Genomic DNA, 16,993 nt, shown 5'->3' on the forward strand with positions numbered 1-16,993 from the left:
ACCACACCTCTTATTTTGCAAGTGTCTCAAATGCCCTATCCACAACCAGACTCAAATCTTCCAAGAGTGCATCCTCCACCGGATGCGGCCATTTTTTCAGATGAATCAGATATTCAATATTTCCCTCCGGCCCTTTGATCGGTGAAAAATCAATATTCAAAATCTTAAATCCGATGGACTGCGCATACAGCGCTACTTTCTCAATCACTTCATGGTGGGTACTCTTCTCGCGGACTACCCCTTTTTTGCCGACTTTTTCTCTGCCCGCCTCAAACTGCGGCTTGATGAGCGCCACGATCTCACCGTCTTCCTTCAGGTAATTCCGGATCGGCTCCAGCACTTTTGTCAGCGAAATAAAGGAAACATCAATGGAAGAAAAATCAATCGGTTCTCCCAGATCTTCGGGCACTACATAACGGATATTGGTCTTCTCCATACACACAACCCGCTCATCCTGTCTGAGTTTCCAGTCCAGCTGTCCTCTTCCCACATCAATCGCAAATACCTTTCTGGCACCGTTTTGAAGCATACAATCCGTAAATCCGCCGGTGGACGAACCCACATCTGTACAGACTTTTCCATCCACACTGACGTCAAAGTTGGCGATCGCCTTTTCCAGCTTCAATCCGCCCCTGCTCACATAAGGAAGCACATGACCGCGCACTTCAATCTGTACCGTATCCGGAAATGTCGTTCCAGCTTTGTCCTCCCTTTGTCCTTCTACAAACACATTTCCTGCCATAATGACAGCTTTTGCCTTTTCTCTGGACTCTGCCAGATTTCTTTTTACAAGCAATACATCTAATCGTTCTTTCATGTCAATCTTTTCCTATCGTCACATAATCTGCAATAATCTGTTTTACAATCGTCTCCGCATCCAGTCCGACTTCCCTGCGCAGCAAGTCTACATTGCCGTGTTCTACATAGTCATCCGGAATTCCGATGCATCTGACACCTACATCCAGCTTTGCTCTCGATACATAGTGAAGTACCTGTTCTCCAAATCCGCCGGACAATACATTTTCTTCAATCGTCACAAAAAGTCTGTGATCCTTTGTCAGAGCTTCCAGCATCTCTGTATCCAGAGGCTTTACAAATCTGGCATTGATCAGTGAGCAATGATATCCGATCTCTTTCAGTCTGTCACGCACCTGAACTGCCAGCTCTGCCATGTGCCCTACAAAGATCACCGCAATATCCTCCTCTTCATAAAGGATCTCACTTTTTCCATAGACGATCGGAGTACGAAACGCCGACAATCCCTCGTAAGCGGCGCCTCTTGGATAACGCAGTGCCACCGGATACTGGAAATCCGCACAGAACCGCACCATATCCGCCATCTCCCATCTGTTTTTCGGTGAAAGGATCGTCATATTCGGGATCATATTCAGAAATGACAGATCGAAAAGTCCCTGATGTGTCTCTCCGTCACTGCCCACCAGACCGGCTCTGTCCACTGCAATCATCACCGGCAGGTTCTGCAGGCACACATCATGAATCGCCTGGTCAAACGCCCGCTGCAAAAACGAGGAATACACCGCAACAACCGGCTTTAGTCCCCCTGCTGCCAGCCCTGCTGCAAAGGTCAGCGCATGCTCTTCTGCAATCCCGACATCAAAGAACCGATCCGGAAACATCCTTGCAAATCTGGCAAGTCCGGTTCCATCCGCCATGGCTGCTGTAATTCCGACTACTGCATCATTTTGCTTTGCAATATCACAGAATACTTTGGAAAAAATATCGGTATAGCTGTCCTTAGAGCTCTTCTCTTTTGCCTCCCCGGTCTCAATGTCAAACGGAACGATCCCATGAAATCTGGATGGATTCTCCTCCGCAGGACCGTATCCCTTTCCTTTCTTGGTGAGTACATGAACCAGAACTGCATGATCTACCCGCTTCGCCTCCTGAAATGTCTTATACAGCTTTCGGATATCATGCCCGTCCACCGGTCCCAGGTAGGTGATTCCCATATCCTCGAAAAACATACCCGGAACAAATAATTGCTTGAGTCCGCTTTTCGTCTTTTTCATCTGGTACAGGATCTTCTCACCCTGTACCGGAATCTTCATCAAGGTATCCTCAACACCCTTTTTCAGTCCCGTATATGCCTCTGCCGTGCGCAGTCCGTTCAAATATCTGGACATCCCGCCCACATTTTCAGAAATTGACATATTGTTGTCATTTAATACAATGATAAAATTGCTTTTTAAACGGGACGCATTGTTCAGTGCCTCATATGCCATCCCTCCGGTCATGGCTCCATCTCCGATGATAGAGATCACGCTGTGTTCTTCTCCCTTGATATCTCTCGCCGCCACGTACCCGAGGCCTGCGGAAATAGAGGTGGAGCTGTGTCCGGTATCAAATGCGTCACATTCACTTTCCTTTCGCTTTGGAAATCCGCTCATGCCGCCATATTTTCTCAGATCGTCAAATCCGGCGCGCCGTCCTGTCAGGATCTTGTGTGTGTAGGACTGATGTCCCACATCCCAGATCATCTTATCCTGCGGCAGTTCAAACGCCAGATGCAGCGCCATCGTCAGCTCCACCACACCGAGATTCGATGCCAGATGCCCGCCTGTGACACTGATTTTCTCCACAAGAAACTGACGGATTTCTTCTGCCAGCTTTTCCAGCTCCTCCGGCTTTAACTGTTTGATATCATTTTCTTTTTGAATCTTTTCTAATAGCATAAGGTATGCCCCCTTATTTTTCCCTGTATATCAATGACTCCAGCAAAATCTCCAGATAATCATCTTTTGGATTCAGTGCTCTTACGTCTGAGATGGCTTTTCTGGACAAATGCTCCACCTCCTGTTTAGCTGCATCCAGCCCTTTCCACACAACATACGTCATTTTTTCATTTTTCTCATCGCTGTGCACCGGTTTTCCGAGCACTTCAGTAGTACTGATCACATCCAGAATATCATCCTGGATCTGAAAAGCCATTCCCACTTTTGCTGCAATCTCTTCCACTACCTGTACACTCTCATCGTCCGCTCCTGCCAGAACTGCTCCGATCATCATGGAAGCCTCGATCAGAGCTCCTGTTTTTAAACGGTAGATAAACTCCAGTTTCTCTCCGTCAATTTTCTTACCGGAAGATTTCACGTCCACCACCTGACCGCCGATCATTCCGTAGATCCCTGCTTTTTGTCCAAGGATACGAATTGCTTTTCCGATCAAAAGACTCTTTTCCGGCGCCGTCTCAAATGCCGATGCTGCTGTCTCAAATGCATAATTGAGAAGCGCATCCCCTGTCAGGATCCCCATATCTTCCCCATATACCACATGGGTCGTCTTTCGCCCCCTGCGATACTCATCATTATCCATGGCAGGCAGATCATCATGAACAAGGGAATAGGTATGGATCATCTCAATGGCAGCCATAAACGGCTCGATCACACTGTCCGCTCCGCCAAACAGCCGGTATGTCTCCTGCATCAGCATTGGGCGCAAACGCTTTCCCCCTGCCAGCATGCTATAGCTCATGGCATCCATGATCACTTCCTGATACCCCTGCGCCCTGGGCAGATATGCTTTTAAAATCCGTTCGATCTGTGCTGTTTTTTCTTTTTGTATCTCCTTAAAACTCATGAACTTCTCCATTCTCGTCCAGAACCTGAACTTTCTTTTCTACTGCGTCAATAGTCTCATTACACTGCTTTAACAGCTGCATTCCCTCATTATATAATGCAAAAGACTCTTCCAGAGTAATGTCTGACTTTTCCATGTCTGCTGTTACTTCTTCCAGTCTTGCAAACAATTTCTCCAGACCGGGCGTATTCTGTCCCTGATTTTCCATGTCTGCCTCCTTTATGCGTGATATTGGATTTCTTCTGTCATTCCTTTTACCTGCGCTTCGATCATTCCGTCCGATACATAAATACGGATCGCATCTCCTTCTTTTACCTCTGCAATCTGCCGCACCGGGCGGCCTTTCTCATCTTCTATATAAGCATATCCCTGGTTCAGCTTTTCCAACGGGGATAATCCCTTCATCTTTTCCACATAAAGAGCAAACTGGTGTCTCTTTTGCTGAAGGATCTCTTCCATCCGGCTGCGCAGCTGCAACTCCAGATCTGAGGCATACTGCCTGTTCTCAAGGAGCTTCTGCCTTGGGTGAAACAGCCGCAGTTTCAGTGCCGCCTGTTTCAAATACTGACGGTTCTGTTCCGCCTTTTTCAAAACCGCACTGCTCAAACGCATCTGATATTCCTTCATCAGATTCTCTGCAGCCTGATATTCGTACACCGCAAGCTCTGCAGCCGCCGAAGGAGTCGGAGCCCGAAGATCCGCCACATAATCCGCGATCGTCGTATCCGTCTCATGCCCTACTGCGGAAATCACAGGCACCCGGCTCTCAAAAATCGCACGCGCAACGATCTCTTCATTGAATGCCCACAGATCCTCGATTGATCCGCCTCCGCGTCCCACGATCATAACATCCACATCTTGTTCTTCCAGCATCCGGATTCCCTGCACGATACTTTCCGCTGCGCCTTCCCCCTGCACCTTGGCAGGACAGAGGATCAGCTGTACATACGGATTTCTTCTGGCGGCAATATTGATGATATCCCGCACCGCAGCTCCCGAAGATGCAGTCACGATCCCGACTTTTTTTACAAACTGCGGAATCGGTCGCTTGTACTCCTGTGCGAACATCCCCATCTCTTCCAGCTCTTTTTTTAACGCTTCAAACTTTAAGTACAGCTCTCCTGCTCCGTCCAGAATGATCTCTCTGGCATACATCTGGTATCTGCCATCCCTCTCATAGACACTGACCGAGCCGAGAACAACCACCTGCTGTCCTTCCTGCATACGAAAAGAAAGCCCTGACCGTGAGCCTGCGAACATCACGCAGGCTATCGTGCCGGACTCATCTTTTAATGAAAAATATATATGCCCTGATGGATGATATTTACAGTTGGACACTTCCCCTTTGACGTACAGCCGGTTCAGCATAAAATCCTGTGTAAACATATTCTTGATATAGGCATTGACCTGTTTTACTGTGTAGATATTCTTCAGCATCTGTCCGCCCCGCCATCTTTAATCTGCAATCTTGGCAAGTACTCCGTTTACGAATGCAGGACCTTCTTCCCCGCTGAATTTCTTCGCAAGTTCCACTGCCTCATTGATTGCAACTTTTACAGGAACATCATCATCCCACTTGATCTCATAAACCGCAAGTCTGAGGATCGCCAGATCGACCTTGTTCATTCTGGAGGTTTTCCATCCTGTTGCTTTTTCATTCAAAATCGCATCGATCTCTTCCAGCTTTTCAACCACTGCTTCCAGCTTTTTCTGTATGTACTCTTTATCCTTCTCTTTTGCGCTTGTCAGCTCTTCAAAGTACAATTCCAGATGCTTTGGCATCTCTTCTAATGTATTAAATTCAATCTGGAACAACATCTTAAAAATGTGCTCCCGAAGTTCTGTTCTTACCATATCGGCTCCTTCCGTCCCTTATGCTTCTTTCGTCCATATTTCTTTTTGCAGGGCTTTTGCTTTTTCTAAAACAGAAAAAGGATGTCCTGCGACATCCTTTATTATACTACAGCTGTCCTGTCTTTTGCAATGAATTTCTATTTTGCAGACTCCTGACTCTCCATCTCCACGCCTGCCACTTTCACATTGACATCCGCAACTTCCAGTCCTGTCATATTCTCCACAGCGCTCTTTACTTTTTCCTGCACCTTGGCAGATACATCCATGATGCTGTAATTATACTTCATATTCAACGCCAACGATACCGTCACAACGCCTTCCAGCACGTCTACTTTCACACCTTTGGAAAGATTTTTCATTCCCAGTCTGCTGATCAGCTCGTTGGTGATATTGCCTGCCATAGATGCCACACCTTCTACCTCTGTAGCGGCAAGTGCTGCGATAATCCCAACCACTTCATCTGCTATTTTTACTTCTCCCATGCTGGAGTCATCCTGTATTGTATAAATATTTCTTTCGTCCTTTGCCATGATAAGACCCTCCTGTTTGTGTCTACTGTTTGCGCTAATCTTCTTTTCATATTATATCAGACATGCCCTGCATTGACAAGGGTCATGAGCGCCCGAATTCTGACAGGATCAGCCCTTCGTTCCGCTCCTGTGTCATCCGGATGCTCCACTCATGTGTAAAGAGAAGCAGCGGTCTGTCTTTGAGATCCTTGATCTTCTTCATGTCCGAAGTTCCGACCAGACGGTTCATATCGATCTCTTCATTTTCAATCCAGCGGATGTACTCATACGGCAGATTTTCCAGACGGATCTCCACCTTGTATTCATTTTCCAGGCGGTATTTGAGCACCTCAAACTGAAGGACACCGACTACTCCCACTATAATCTCCTCCATACCTGTATTATATTCCTGGAAGATCTGGATCGCACCCTCCTGCGCGATCTGGTTGATTCCCTTGACGAACTGTTTTCTCTTCATCGTATCCACCTGACGCACTCTGGCAAAATGCTCCGGCGCAAAGGTCGGGATTCCTTCATATACAAACCGCTCCTTTGAAGTTGTCAGCGTGTCACCAATCGAAAAGATGCCCGGATCAAATACTCCGATGATATCTCCGCCATAGGCTTTGTCAATCATTTTTCTCTCACTTGCCATCATCTGCTGCGGCTGGGAAAGGCGTACTTCTCTGCCCCCCTGGATATGATACACATTCATCCCGGCCTCAAACTCACCGGAACAGATCCGCATAAACGCGATTCTGTCACGGTGTGCTTTATTCATATTGGCCTGGATTTTAAATACAAATGCTGAAAAATCTTTTTCCTTCATCGGGTCGATCGGTCCCTGATCTGACATTCTCGGAAGAGGAGACGATGTCATGGCAAGGAAATGCTGCAAAAATGTCTCCACTCCAAAGTTGGTCAGTGCAGAACCGAAAAATACCGGAGAAAGTTCTCCTTTGCTCACCAGCTCCTGATCAAACTCGGCAGCCGCCCCGTCTAAAAGCTCAATCTCTTCTTCCAGTGTCACTTTTGCTTCTGTGCCGATCAGCCAGTCGATCTCCGGGTTGTTGATATCTACCTTTTTGACTTCTCCCACAGAAGTTCCTTTTTTCGTATCCGAGAACAGCTCAACCTCCTGTTTCTGACGGTCGAACACTCCTTTGAATTCTTTTCCTGAGCCGATCGGCCAGTTCACCGGGCAGGTTGCAATCCCCAGCTCTTTTTCGATCTCGTCAAGAAGATCGAATGTATCCTTGGCTTCCCGGTCCATTTTGTTGATAAATGTAAAAATCGGAATACGGCGCATCACACAGACTTTAAATAATTTTCTCGTCTGGGCCTCCACACCCTTGGAGGCATCAATGACCATCACCGCAGAGTCTGCAGCCATCAGTGTACGGTAGGTATCCTCCGAGAAATCCTGATGTCCCGGTGTATCCAGAATATTGATGCAATATCCGCCGTAATTAAACTGCAGCACAGACGATGTAACTGAGATACCTCTCTCCTTTTCAATCTCCATCCAGTCGGAAACCGCATGCTTTGCGGTCGCCTTTCCCTTTACGGAACCTGCCTGATTGATTGCTCCTCCATATAAAAGAAACTTCTCCGTCAATGTCGTCTTACCGGCATCCGGATGGGATATAATGGCAAATGTCCTTCGTTTTTCTATCTCCTTTGTAATATCTGACATCTTACTTCTTCTCCTGTTCTATAAAACTTCACATGTCCTTTTAGTGTATCACAAGCATTTCTCTGCCGCAATCCAAATTTCTTTATTTTTCGGCTTCTGCAGTCTCATGGATCGGTGTGATGACAATCTTTTCCGGAGCAATGTTTGTTTTTCTGGTCACGATATCCTCGATCTGGGCACGATTTGCATCTGTTAATTCCGCTGCATTCACCACAATATCCGCAGAATCAGCAGTCAGACTGACAACGGATTCAGAAAAGCCTTTCGATGCCATCAATGTCTCCACCGCCACTTCCTGCTCTGAGAGCTGTGTCATCTGCAGCATCTGTGCGATCGCATCCTTCTTTTCTTCTTCACTGATATTCGCGTTGTCAATGATCGCCTGGAGCGTTTCTTTGTTCTGGGAACGCATCTGTTCTCTGGCAACTTTTGCCTGCGCTACGGTATTTTCCGCCTCACCGCTGGTCAAAACAGCCTCCCCCGGTGTCCCCTCTACTTCGGAATCATTGCTTGCAATCTCTCCGTCTGTCTCCAGATCTTCTGCCGAGATATCCAAAAGTTCCTGATTGGCGGTTCCGGCACTCGCCTCTTTTGCCCCATCTTCTTTTGCTCCGAACAGGCGTCCTGAATAGTTCAGATATCCTGCGATCGCGATCATCACCGCCAGCGCTGTAATAATGATCTGGTTTTTCTTAAATAATCGTTTCAAAATCATATCCTCCTCTTTTTCCTTCTGTTTTATGCATTTGTCCGTTTCATTATTTTAATCTTATGCGCCTCCACTCCGAATAATGCCTGCACTGCCTCTGTCAGATTTTTTACCACGACCGGATCATCTCCTCCATCAGCTGCAATCACCATTCCCTCAATCTCCGGCACCATTTCCTTACTCACATAAGGTGTCTGTGTCCCATCGGATTTCTGCTCATAAATACTGGTATGACTCAGCGAACGATCTTCTGAAACCCTGCTCCCTCCTTTACTGTCTTCCTCTGTGATTTCATTTTCTTCCCTCTGGCTGTCCTTTTCCACCACTTTCTCTTCCGAAGATTTCAAGGTGATCATCACCTTTACTTTCCCGACTCCCTCCACGCATTCCAGGGTATCTTCCACCCTTTTTTCCAGCAATCTTTCATACTGTTGTTCTGTCGCCTCTCCCCCTTCTGTTTCCGTTTCTTCCTGTCCCGCCCCTGTCCCGATTTCCGGATCTTTCTGATCCGGAACCGGGGAAACGACCACCACCAGCAGGATTCCTGCCAAAAGCAGGATCAAAAGCTGCTGTTTTGCCGGCAGTTTTCCTTTTTTTCCAAATCCGGAAATCCACTGCTTCCATTTATTCTCCAATCTGAATCTCCTCCACTTCGATCTGCTCTTTTTCTTCCGTCTCCAGGGTCATCTCTCCCTTTCCTTCTTCCTGCTTCTCCCGGATTTCTTCCAAAAAAGAAGCGCTCTCCTGTTCCATGTTCTGTTCCTGTACCCGACTTCTAAAACTGTCCTCCATATCGGTCAGCCTTAACAGTGGAGTCATCAGAAGAATGATCAGTACCAGTCCGGAAAAGAACCGGATATATTTTTGGTACGATTCCTGTGGAAGTGCCTGCAAAATGGCGCTGACAAGAATCAGATAGACCGCCAGATCCTGAAGCCACTGATAGAGTTCTTTCAAGGTCTTCTCCCTCCTTTTACGTGGCAGAAGCCGCGACCACAGCGATGGTCAGCAAAAACAAAATCCCTGTAGTCGCCATTACTTTCACAAGCATTTCATACCCCTCACTGACCCCTCCGATACATGCTGTAATTCGTTTGTCCGATATCGGCTGTGTCACCGCCGCCACTGTTTTATACAAAAACGCCAGAAGAAGAAGCTTCACGATCGGGATAATGCAGATACCCGCTGCGATCACCGCGCCTGCCATTCCAATCCCGTTTTTTATCAGAACTGCCGTTCCAAGTACGACATCCATCACGGAACCTGCCATGTTTCCAAGTCCCGGTATCGCCTCCACTGTTTTTGTAACAAAACTTCGTTTCAGGGAGTCCAATGCAGGAGAAAGGATTCCCTGTACGACATTGATCCCGATCACACACGCCAGCATGGTCTTTAGCGTCCAGCCCGTCAGTTTTTCCAGAAGCTCAGCAAACTGCGACAAAAATTCTTCTCCGGTAAGATTGCCCATCACCTGGATCATCATATATACATTGACGAGAGGCACCAGAAAATTCAGGATTACTGCCTCCGCCAGAAAGATCAGAGATAGTACCACTTCAAAGAAAAACATGGATGTCACACTTCCAGAGGCTGCTGTAACTGCTAAAAAATACGTCGGACAAAGCACCTTCATAAATTCCAGCAGGAAGTTTAACGAAGCCTCCATCTCGGATACTGCCAATCGAAACCCGTTCAGACAAAGTGCGATAAGCAGCATATAAAGAATATAAAACGCAATCTCTGAAGCCTGACGTTCTCCGAAGGCGCCGGAAAAATTTGCAAACACCGCAGCAATCACTGCGATCAAAATCAGATATACCAGAAGTTTCCGGTGTGTCTGCAGTTCATAGAAAAACTGATCGAAAAGAAAGCCTGTAAACTGCTCCCCCGCTTTTTTCAAATCACCTGACACAAGCGTCTCCACAACATCCCGGAAGGTCATTTTTTCCCGTGGGAACATCTTTTTCAGACTGTCATCGAGATCTGAAAAATCAAATTCATCCAACAGCTCTTCCTGTGTGATCTGCAGGCTTTCTTCCTCTTCTGCAGCATACGCTGTATGTACCGCCCCAAACAGGCACAGGCTCAAAAAGAGAATGCCGAATATCCCATATTTTCTCATAACAGAAACTCCTGAATTGTTTCCAAAAGGGCAAGAAGGACCGGCATCCCCACCACAAGGATCGCCAGCTTGCCAAATATCTCGATCTGCGCTGCAATCGCCTGATACCCGGCATCTTTGCAGATTCCGGAAGAAAACTGTGCAATGTACGTGATGCCGACCATTTTGAGCATGATGGCAATATATTCCGTATCAAGAGTCAGAAAGCTTTGAATCTGTTCCACTGCCCGAATAAACACTTCCAGTTTTCCCACAATGCAGAAAAAAAGAAAGATGCCTGCCGCCAGATTTATCAGAAATCCGTACTCCGCTCTTCCTCCTTTGAGCTGAATTGCCAGAAGAACCGCCACCATCGCGATCAGACTGACCTGCAATACACTCATATCCGCCTCCCTCTTCACAGTGAAAACAGGCGCTTCATGGACGCAAACAACTCATAAATATATGGGAGCACCCAGGACAATACCAGAATCAGACCTGCAAAGCTTGTCAGAAACGCCTGTTCTTCCCTTCCGCTGTGTTTTAATACCTGGCTCAAAATAGAAACCAGAATGCCGACTGCGGCAATTTTAAAAATAACACCGATCGTCATGAATTCCTCCTGTCTGATTTCCCGGCAAAATTCTTCTTAAAATAATACGATCACCAGAAACAATCCGCTCATCACGCCGAGCCAGTTTCCGATTCTCTTTTTTGCCGTGATCTCCTGCCGGGTTTCTTCGATTTCTGCCCCCAGATTCTCAAGATACATCTGCATACTTGTTCTGCCTGTCCTCACATCCATCTGTCCAAGATACATCCCCACCTCCGAAAGTTCTCTCATATGCCTGCTCTTAAGATGAAGCTCCTTTAATTTTGTTTCCGTGCACGCCTCCCAGATCCCCCGAAAACTCTGCCCGCCTCTTGCCTCCACCCTTCTTTTGAGATCCAGCATCCAGCTGCGATAAGGCTCCTGCACCCGGTTTGCAGTTTTTCCAAAAACCTCAAAAAGAGGTGCGCCGCTGTATTCGATTTCTCCCTGGATCAGTTCCAGAATATGGCGGATGTACATCAGTTTTTCCAGATACTGCTGCTGTTCCACGCCATATAAAAATCCCCCTGCCGTGGTTGACAAAAGAATCAGAATGCAGCCGATCAGTTTCTGCATAAAAGACTCCCCCGCTCATCGAAAATCTCTTTGATTTCTCCCGGATGTTCTCTGTTCTCCAGTACCACATAGCGCTCAAAGCGCCGCTGTCTCACCAGTTCCCCCAGTCCCGGCTTGGACGCGATCTCTGCCATCGAATTCCCATGTACACTGGCGATCAGCTTACAACCGCACTGCATAGCATACTCTACGGCACGGATCTCCTCCTGTGCCCCGATCTCATCCACAGCCAGAACTCTTGGGGACATCGATCGGATCAGCATGATCATACCCTCTGCTTTTGGACAGCAATCCAGAATGTCCGTCCTGCTCCCCAGATGATTCTGTGCCACTCCCAGATAACAGCCTCCGATCTCGGAGCGTTCATCCACAACCCCTACCGTGCATCCTTTCACATGCGCATTCCCGTCTGAAATCTGCCGGATCAAATCCCGGATCAGCGTTGTCTTTCCACCACATGGCGGAGAGATGACCAGTGTATGACATACCTCTCTGTTCTTTGTGATCATCGGAAGCAGCCTGTCCGCACATCCGGGAATTTCATGTGACATCCGGATATTTACAGACGAGATATGCTGCAGACTTTTCACCTTTTCCTGTTCTAATATTGCTTTTCCTGCCACCCCCACACGATGTCCTCCTTCCACTGTCAGAAATCCCTGCCGGATTTCATTTTCATACGCATAAAGGGAATAATGACTGCTGTATTCCAGCGTCTCCTTTATCTCTTCTTTTGTCACCATATGCTTTTTCGCCCGTCCTGCAGGCAAAAATAATTCTTCTCCCTGATACAGGATCAGAAGCGGCTGATCTGTTCGCAGCCGGATCTCCTGGAGCTTTCCATAGTCCAGGTGCGCTTCCTCCATCACCTTGCGGATTCCGGCCGCCAGAATGTGAAGGATCTGCTGTTTTCTTCTCTCTTCATTCATCTTGTCCACCTCTTTATCCCATGTATATGAGAGAAGTGAAAGTTTATTCCTGTGGGTTTGAAAAATTTTTAAGTTTACAGGTTTACCGGCTATTCAGAATTGGGATAACGGGAAAGTTTTGGGGGCAGATGCAACTCGTGCGAGTCACATCTGCCCCCTATTTAGAACGATCTATTTCCCGACAGCCCCAAATATGTATTTTCTATTGTTCTTCTTTGCCCGCTGCCCTCTCTTCTCCCATCTCTCGGATCATTTGTGCAATAACATCTTCCTCTTCTTCAAGTTCCTCTGAAATCTCAGAAATAGATTTTCCTTTTACCAGTTTCTTTTGAATCAGCCTTTCTAAAAGCTCCTGTTTTCCCTTTTTAATTCCCTCTTCTCGTCCTTCTTCTCTTCCAACCTCTCTGCCCTCTTCCCAGGACGCTTCCCGCTCCTGCCGCATATGCTTTTCCTCATCATATTCATAAATACTCACTTGTTTCGCCTCCGCTCTGTTTTGTTTCAAAAACTCTGAAAGAATTCCTTCCTGAATACACTCACTGATTGCCTGTTCCACTGCTTCTTCCACCGGCTTTACCTGAGCGTACTCCCGCACTCTTGCCGTATATTCCGAGTAATCCTTCAGAGATTTGCACATTTCCTTCAACTTTTCATTATGCCCGCGGTTGATATTCAGCATCACCGCAGTCAGCTCCAATGCCGGATGTTCTTCTTTGACGCAATATGCATCAGACAATCTTAAAATTTTTCGATCCGGCTGTTCCTGACTTCCATTGTAAAAGATTACAAACTGCGGAGTCGGGATCTGAATCCTTTTCGTACCATACAGGTTTTCATCTTTTGTCATCCCGGAATACAGATCCGAGATATAAAACAAATACCGCAGGGGCAGGTTGGGACTGTAGGTGGACTGATGCTCATATAGGGAAAGTCTGGAATCAATGAGAAAGGACAGATCATTATGCATCGACATGTAGATTGCATTTTCCAGTGTATTGATTTCCAGCAATTCCGGATCTTCATAATGTTTTCCGCTGACCGCATTGTACAGATCGAGCAGATCTTTCCTGTCACTGTAGAGCATGGCAAAAATCCTCGATTTGTACAGTCTGTTTACGGGCTGCATCTGTGTTGTCTGGTTCATATAAATACCTCCTTGAATGAAAATAGCTGCAGGAGGCTTTCCAATACGGCATCTTTCTCTCAAATCTCTCTGCTGTTTTAGATTGAAATCAAAGCATAGAGATCTTCCGATATGCTATAAGAATAAAAGATGCGGTATCGTTCCGCTTAGAAAACCAGAATTTTATGCTTTTCTGCATTATAACATGATTATTTAAAAAGAGAAAGTTGAAATTCATTTTTCCCCTTGAAAACTCCATCGTTTCTTATTACGTAAAAGAGGCTGACGGGAAATAGATTGAACCGCCACGATACTAAGTCTTTGTGGCGCTGATACGCTTTCCCTTGTATTTGTAGAATGTCATAAATGCTCCTTCAAATCGGAATTTCTTAGCGAATCACTTGATAGCGCAACCTTAGATTTTTGACCCCACCCTCTCTATGTGATATAGTATTCTCAAATCCATGATACCATACAGTATCGGACGAAGTTCACCCGCCGCGGGCATGTATTACGGGATGCCCGGATGGGTATACAACAAATGAAAGGGGTAGACAAACTATGAAGTTCGTATTTTTAGATGTAAAAACAATTGGCGACGACATTGATCTGTCCAGATTTGATCTGTTTGGAGAAGTTGTGAAATATCCTTTTTCCACCCAACAGGAAGTGCCTGAACGCATTCAGGATGCAGATGTGATCATTGTAAATAAAATTCAGGTGAATGAAGCCTCCATCGGCGCTGCCAGAAATCTCAAATTGGTCTGTGTCACTGCCACCGGCACAAACAATCTGGACAAGGAATATTTAGACAAACGCGGGATTGCGTGGAGAAATGTTGCCGGATACTCTACCGAATCAGTTGCCCAGCATACTTTTGCCATGCTGTTCTATCTTCTGGAACATCTGCGATATTACGATGACTATGTCAAAGATGACCACTACACAAATGACACCATTTTCACTCATTTTGCCCAGACCTTCTACGAATTAAAAGGAAAAATCTGGGGCATTATCGGACTTGGAAATATCGGACGCAGAGTAGCTGCGATTGCAGAAGCTTTTGGTGCGCAAGTCATCTATGCTTCCCCATCCGGTGCAGCGCCTCAGGAAGGCTACCATCAGGTTTCTCTTGATACACTTCTTGAAACTTCCGATATTGTCTCTGTACATGCACCTTTGAATGAACATACAGAACATCTTATGAACTTGAATGCCTTTTGTAAGATGAAAAAAAGCGCGATCTTCTTAAATCTGGGACGTGGTCCGATTGTTGTGGAAGCAGATTTAAAAACCGCACTGGAAACAAATGAAATACAAGCTGCCGGTCTGGACGTTCTGTGTGCAGAACCTATGTCCGAAGACAATCCGCTTCGCGGCTTCACGGACAGCAACCGGCTTCTTATCACACCTCACATCGCATGGGCAAGCATTGAAGCCAGAACAAAACTTATGAACATCATTGCCGGGCAAATCAAAGAGTTCTTCGGGCTGTAACGCCTGACAATATAAGCTGTAACGCATTTTATCTTTATGATAACACGTTACAGCTTTTCTCTTTTCAGCTTACACTCTCCCTGCTATTTTCGGGCGTTATTTTTCTTAAAACGCCCCACTACATCAAATCTTTCGTCTCCGCATGACACACAGAAAGTACTGCAAAAACAACCGATATTCCTGTTAAGATTACAGGAAAAACCAGATTATCTTTCAGCGTAAAATCACCGATATTCGCCTGTGTCAAAAAAATCAGAAGGAATGACGAAATGATCGTTGCTTTGGATGATTTCATTGCCAGACCGATAAACAGCGCAATAAAACTCATACTTACCATCACAATCGATTTCAGAATAAGCTGCACATAAAATGACGCACTTGCCATGTTAAAATCAAGCAAAAATGCAGATTTCATAAAAAGTGAGCCGACAAGTACACAGCCATAAACCAGCAATTTTGTCAAAATCAGCGCAATAAGATTAAAAATCCACACTGCCAGCATTTGTGACACTAATATTTTCTGCCGTCTGATCGGATAGGAAAACATCAGATTCATGGTTTTATTTTTATACGCTGTGACAATAAACGAAGCCAGCATCACCCCGGTAAATACTAAAAAAGACATCCCCGTAAACAGTTCGATGGAAGACGAAATCATCTCATTCCCCGGTGCAGCATCCGGCACTCCGGTGTCCGGATCATTTGCAATTCCCAGATACGCCAGTGCAAACAGAAACGTGCAGAGGATAATCGCAAGAATCACAGCATTTCTAATGTACTTACCGATGTTGTTCTTTTTCCATTCCAGTTTGATCAATTTTAACATCTCACATCACCTCCTGTCAGTTTGAGGAAATATTCTTCCAGTGATTCTGACTTTGTTCCAATCGCAGTCATTTCCACATCGTGTAATGCCAGCGCCTTTGACAATTCTTGCACCGATATATTCCCGTCATAAATTCGGATGATTCTATCTTCTACAATCTTAAAGTTGTCAATCCCTATCTTATCCGACAGTACATACGAAGCCTTTCTTGTATCCACAACATTCAATTCAATATAGGCAAGACTTCTTTCCGTAATTTCCTGCATCGCGATTTCCTGAACGAGAACACCGCGGTTGATCACTCCGATCGTATCTGCAATACTCTCGATCTCTGAAAGAATATGACTGGACACAATAATCGTAATGTCGTATTCCGTACAAAGCATCCGCAGTAAATCCCGAATCTGTTTGATTCCTGCCGGATCAAGACCATTAGTCGGTTCATCCAAAATCAAAAGTTCCGGCTTACACAACACCGCTCGTGCAAGTCCTAATCGCTGTTTCATTCCCAGAGAATACTCGCGTACTGATTTTTTCCCTGTATTGTTCAAGCCTAATAGCTCCATGGCATTTTCAATACTTCCTGTATTGTAATATCCCATGTATTCACAATGAAGCGCAAGATTCTCTCTGCCACTTAAATGCTCATAAAAAGTAGGAAATTCAATCATGCACCCCATCCGCTTAAGTACCTCATACGAAGTCGATGTCAGTTTCTCTCCAAACAGCTCGATGCTTCCTTCTGTCGGTTTCCAGAGATTTGTCAACAGCTTCATAACCGTCGTTTTTCCTGCTCCGTTAGGACCCAGAAATCCATAGATTTCTCCTTTTTTCACATGCATGGACACATTCGTCACAAGATTTTTTTCTCCAATGGTTTTTGTAAGTTTGTTTGTCTGTACAACATATGTCATATCGTCTGCCTCCTTTCTGATCACCATTCTAGCAAATGAGAATTTCAAAACTCTTGACGAATTCTTACGA

20 protein-coding genes are annotated in these 16,993 nt (G+C 45.9%); 1 reads left to right on the plus strand and 19 read right to left on the minus strand.

What is annotated here, in order from left to right:
• Positions 1-10 precede the first annotated feature (10 nt).
• The 17 genes from FXV78_RS16515 to FXV78_RS16595 form a co-directional block, all read right to left on the minus strand.
• Positions 11-817, minus strand: a complete 807-nt coding sequence (locus FXV78_RS16515; protein ID WP_004840258.1) for a TlyA family RNA methyltransferase — start codon at positions 815-817, stop codon at positions 11-13.
• A 1-nt stretch (position 818) separates the two neighbouring features.
• Positions 819-2,693 (minus strand): 1-deoxy-D-xylulose-5-phosphate synthase, encoded by a 1,875-nt coding sequence (gene dxs / locus FXV78_RS16520; RefSeq protein WP_004840257.1) that lies wholly within the window; start codon positions 2,691-2,693, stop codon positions 819-821.
• A gap of 13 nt (positions 2,694-2,706) precedes the next feature.
• Positions 2,707-3,597, minus strand: a complete 891-nt coding sequence (locus tag FXV78_RS16525) for a polyprenyl synthetase family protein (RefSeq protein ID WP_039959188.1) — start codon at positions 3,595-3,597, stop codon at positions 2,707-2,709.
• A complete protein-coding gene (xseB, locus tag FXV78_RS16530; RefSeq protein WP_004840255.1) occupies positions 3,587-3,805 on the minus strand; it encodes an exodeoxyribonuclease VII small subunit in 219 nt (72 codons plus the stop codon). Before xseB ends, FXV78_RS16525 begins: the two co-directional genes overlap by 11 nt.
• A gap of 11 nt (positions 3,806-3,816) precedes the next feature.
• Positions 3,817-5,031, minus strand: a complete 1,215-nt coding sequence (gene xseA / locus FXV78_RS16535; protein ID WP_172624264.1) for an exodeoxyribonuclease VII large subunit — start codon at positions 5,029-5,031, stop codon at positions 3,817-3,819.
• Positions 5,032-5,052: 21 nt separating this feature from the next.
• Positions 5,053-5,451: a transcription antitermination factor NusB gene (gene nusB / locus FXV78_RS16540; protein WP_004840252.1), complete on the minus strand. Its 399-nt coding sequence runs from the start codon at positions 5,449-5,451 to the stop codon at positions 5,053-5,055.
• A gap of 137 nt (positions 5,452-5,588) precedes the next feature.
• Entirely contained in the window at positions 5,589-5,981 is a 393-nt protein-coding gene (locus tag FXV78_RS16545; RefSeq protein ID WP_004840251.1) for an Asp23/Gls24 family envelope stress response protein, read from the minus strand.
• 82 nt (positions 5,982-6,063) lie between these two features.
• A complete protein-coding gene (locus FXV78_RS16550) occupies positions 6,064-7,656 on the minus strand; it encodes a peptide chain release factor 3 (protein ID WP_004840250.1) in 1,593 nt (530 codons plus the stop codon).
• An 82-nt stretch (positions 7,657-7,738) separates the two neighbouring features.
• A complete protein-coding gene (locus FXV78_RS16555; protein WP_024854698.1) occupies positions 7,739-8,365 on the minus strand; it encodes a SpoIIIAH-like family protein in 627 nt (208 codons plus the stop codon).
• Positions 8,366-8,394: 29 nt separating this feature from the next.
• A complete protein-coding gene (locus tag FXV78_RS16560) occupies positions 8,395-9,000 on the minus strand; it encodes a hypothetical protein (protein WP_004840248.1) in 606 nt (201 codons plus the stop codon).
• Complete coding sequence (locus FXV78_RS16565; RefSeq protein ID WP_004840247.1) at positions 8,990-9,322, minus strand: stage III sporulation protein AF; 333 nt, start codon at positions 9,320-9,322, stop codon at positions 8,990-8,992. The genes FXV78_RS16560 and FXV78_RS16565 overlap by 11 nt, the downstream gene beginning before the upstream one ends.
• A 16-nt stretch (positions 9,323-9,338) precedes the next feature.
• Positions 9,339-10,487 (minus strand): stage III sporulation protein AE, encoded by a 1,149-nt coding sequence (locus tag FXV78_RS16570; RefSeq protein WP_004840246.1) that lies wholly within the window; start codon positions 10,485-10,487, stop codon positions 9,339-9,341.
• Positions 10,484-10,870, minus strand: coding sequence for a SpoIIIAC/SpoIIIAD family protein (locus FXV78_RS16575; protein WP_009245829.1), 387 nt, complete (start codon positions 10,868-10,870; stop codon positions 10,484-10,486). The genes FXV78_RS16570 and FXV78_RS16575 overlap by 4 nt, the downstream gene beginning before the upstream one ends.
• Before the next feature lie 14 nt (positions 10,871-10,884).
• Positions 10,885-11,079, minus strand: coding sequence for a stage III sporulation protein AC (spoIIIAC, locus tag FXV78_RS16580; protein WP_004840244.1), 195 nt, complete (start codon positions 11,077-11,079; stop codon positions 10,885-10,887).
• A gap of 36 nt (positions 11,080-11,115) precedes the next feature.
• Complete coding sequence (locus FXV78_RS16585) at positions 11,116-11,634, minus strand: stage III sporulation protein AB (RefSeq protein ID WP_004840243.1); 519 nt, start codon at positions 11,632-11,634, stop codon at positions 11,116-11,118.
• The gene (gene spoIIIAA / locus FXV78_RS16590) at positions 11,622-12,563 is read right to left on the minus strand and encodes a stage III sporulation protein AA (protein WP_004840242.1); all 942 of its coding nucleotides are present in this window, start codon (positions 12,561-12,563) and stop codon (positions 11,622-11,624) included. The genes FXV78_RS16585 and spoIIIAA overlap by 13 nt, the downstream gene beginning before the upstream one ends.
• Before the next feature lie 202 nt (positions 12,564-12,765).
• Positions 12,766-13,707 carry a hypothetical protein gene (locus tag FXV78_RS16595; RefSeq protein WP_064786673.1) on the minus strand — a complete coding sequence of 314 codons (942 nt, stop codon included), beginning with the start codon at positions 13,705-13,707 and terminating at the stop codon, positions 12,766-12,768.
• 540 nt (positions 13,708-14,247) lie between these two features.
• Between FXV78_RS16595 and FXV78_RS16600 the strand changes: the two genes are divergently transcribed.
• Entirely contained in the window at positions 14,248-15,183 is a 936-nt protein-coding gene (locus tag FXV78_RS16600; RefSeq protein ID WP_004844853.1) for a D-2-hydroxyacid dehydrogenase, read from the plus strand.
• Between the two features lie 118 nt (positions 15,184-15,301).
• On the opposite strand, the gene FXV78_RS16605 is transcribed toward FXV78_RS16600, so the two are convergent.
• Positions 15,302-16,009 (minus strand): ABC transporter permease, encoded by a 708-nt coding sequence (locus tag FXV78_RS16605; RefSeq protein WP_004844852.1) that lies wholly within the window; start codon positions 16,007-16,009, stop codon positions 15,302-15,304.
• Entirely contained in the window at positions 16,003-16,923 is a 921-nt protein-coding gene (locus FXV78_RS16610) for an ABC transporter ATP-binding protein (protein ID WP_009245833.1), read from the minus strand. The genes FXV78_RS16605 and FXV78_RS16610 overlap by 7 nt, the downstream gene beginning before the upstream one ends.
• Between the last annotated feature and the right edge of the window lie 70 nt (positions 16,924-16,993).

It is taken from the genome of Mediterraneibacter gnavus ATCC 29149 (genome assembly GCF_008121495.1).
GTDB lineage: Bacteria > Bacillota > Clostridia > Lachnospirales > Lachnospiraceae > Mediterraneibacter > Mediterraneibacter gnavus.

What these genes read in the sequence shown, in the direction of transcription:
- FXV78_RS16525 (WP_039959188.1), bottom strand. Translation starts at nt 3,597, where the DNA reads ATGAGTTTTAAGGAGATACAAAAAGAAAAAACAGCACAGATCGAACGG.
- FXV78_RS16545 (WP_004840251.1), bottom strand. Translation starts at nt 5,981, where the DNA reads ATGGCAAAGGACGAAAGAAATATTTATACAATACAGGATGACTCCAGC.
- dxs (WP_004840257.1), bottom strand. Translation starts at nt 2,693, where the DNA reads ATGCTATTAGAAAAGATTCAAAAAGAAAATGATATCAAACAGTTAAAG.
- FXV78_RS16515 (WP_004840258.1), bottom strand. Translation starts at nt 817, where the DNA reads ATGAAAGAACGATTAGATGTATTGCTTGTAAAAAGAAATCTGGCAGAG.
- FXV78_RS16595 (WP_064786673.1), bottom strand. Translation starts at nt 13,707, where the DNA reads ATGAACCAGACAACACAGATGCAGCCCGTAAACAGACTGTACAAATCG.
- FXV78_RS16600 (WP_004844853.1), top strand. Translation starts at nt 14,248, where the DNA reads ATGAAGTTCGTATTTTTAGATGTAAAAACAATTGGCGACGACATTGAT.
- FXV78_RS16585 (WP_004840243.1), bottom strand. Translation starts at nt 11,634, where the DNA reads ATGCAGAAACTGATCGGCTGCATTCTGATTCTTTTGTCAACCACGGCA.
- FXV78_RS16605 (WP_004844852.1), bottom strand. Translation starts at nt 16,009, where the DNA reads ATGTTAAAATTGATCAAACTGGAATGGAAAAAGAACAACATCGGTAAG.
- nusB (WP_004840252.1), bottom strand. Translation starts at nt 5,451, where the DNA reads ATGGTAAGAACAGAACTTCGGGAGCACATTTTTAAGATGTTGTTCCAG.
- spoIIIAA (WP_004840242.1), bottom strand. Translation starts at nt 12,563, where the DNA reads ATGAATGAAGAGAGAAGAAAACAGCAGATCCTTCACATTCTGGCGGCC.
- spoIIIAC (WP_004840244.1), bottom strand. Translation starts at nt 11,079, where the DNA reads ATGACGATCGGTGTTATTTTTAAAATTGCCGCAGTCGGCATTCTGGTT.
- xseB (WP_004840255.1), bottom strand. Translation starts at nt 3,805, where the DNA reads ATGGAAAATCAGGGACAGAATACGCCCGGTCTGGAGAAATTGTTTGCA.
- FXV78_RS16570 (WP_004840246.1), bottom strand. Translation starts at nt 10,487, where the DNA reads ATGAGAAAATATGGGATATTCGGCATTCTCTTTTTGAGCCTGTGCCTG.
- FXV78_RS16550 (WP_004840250.1), bottom strand. Translation starts at nt 7,656, where the DNA reads ATGTCAGATATTACAAAGGAGATAGAAAAACGAAGGACATTTGCCATT.
- FXV78_RS16575 (WP_009245829.1), bottom strand. Translation starts at nt 10,870, where the DNA reads ATGAGTGTATTGCAGGTCAGTCTGATCGCGATGGTGGCGGTTCTTCTG.
- FXV78_RS16610 (WP_009245833.1), bottom strand. Translation starts at nt 16,923, where the DNA reads ATGACATATGTTGTACAGACAAACAAACTTACAAAAACCATTGGAGAA.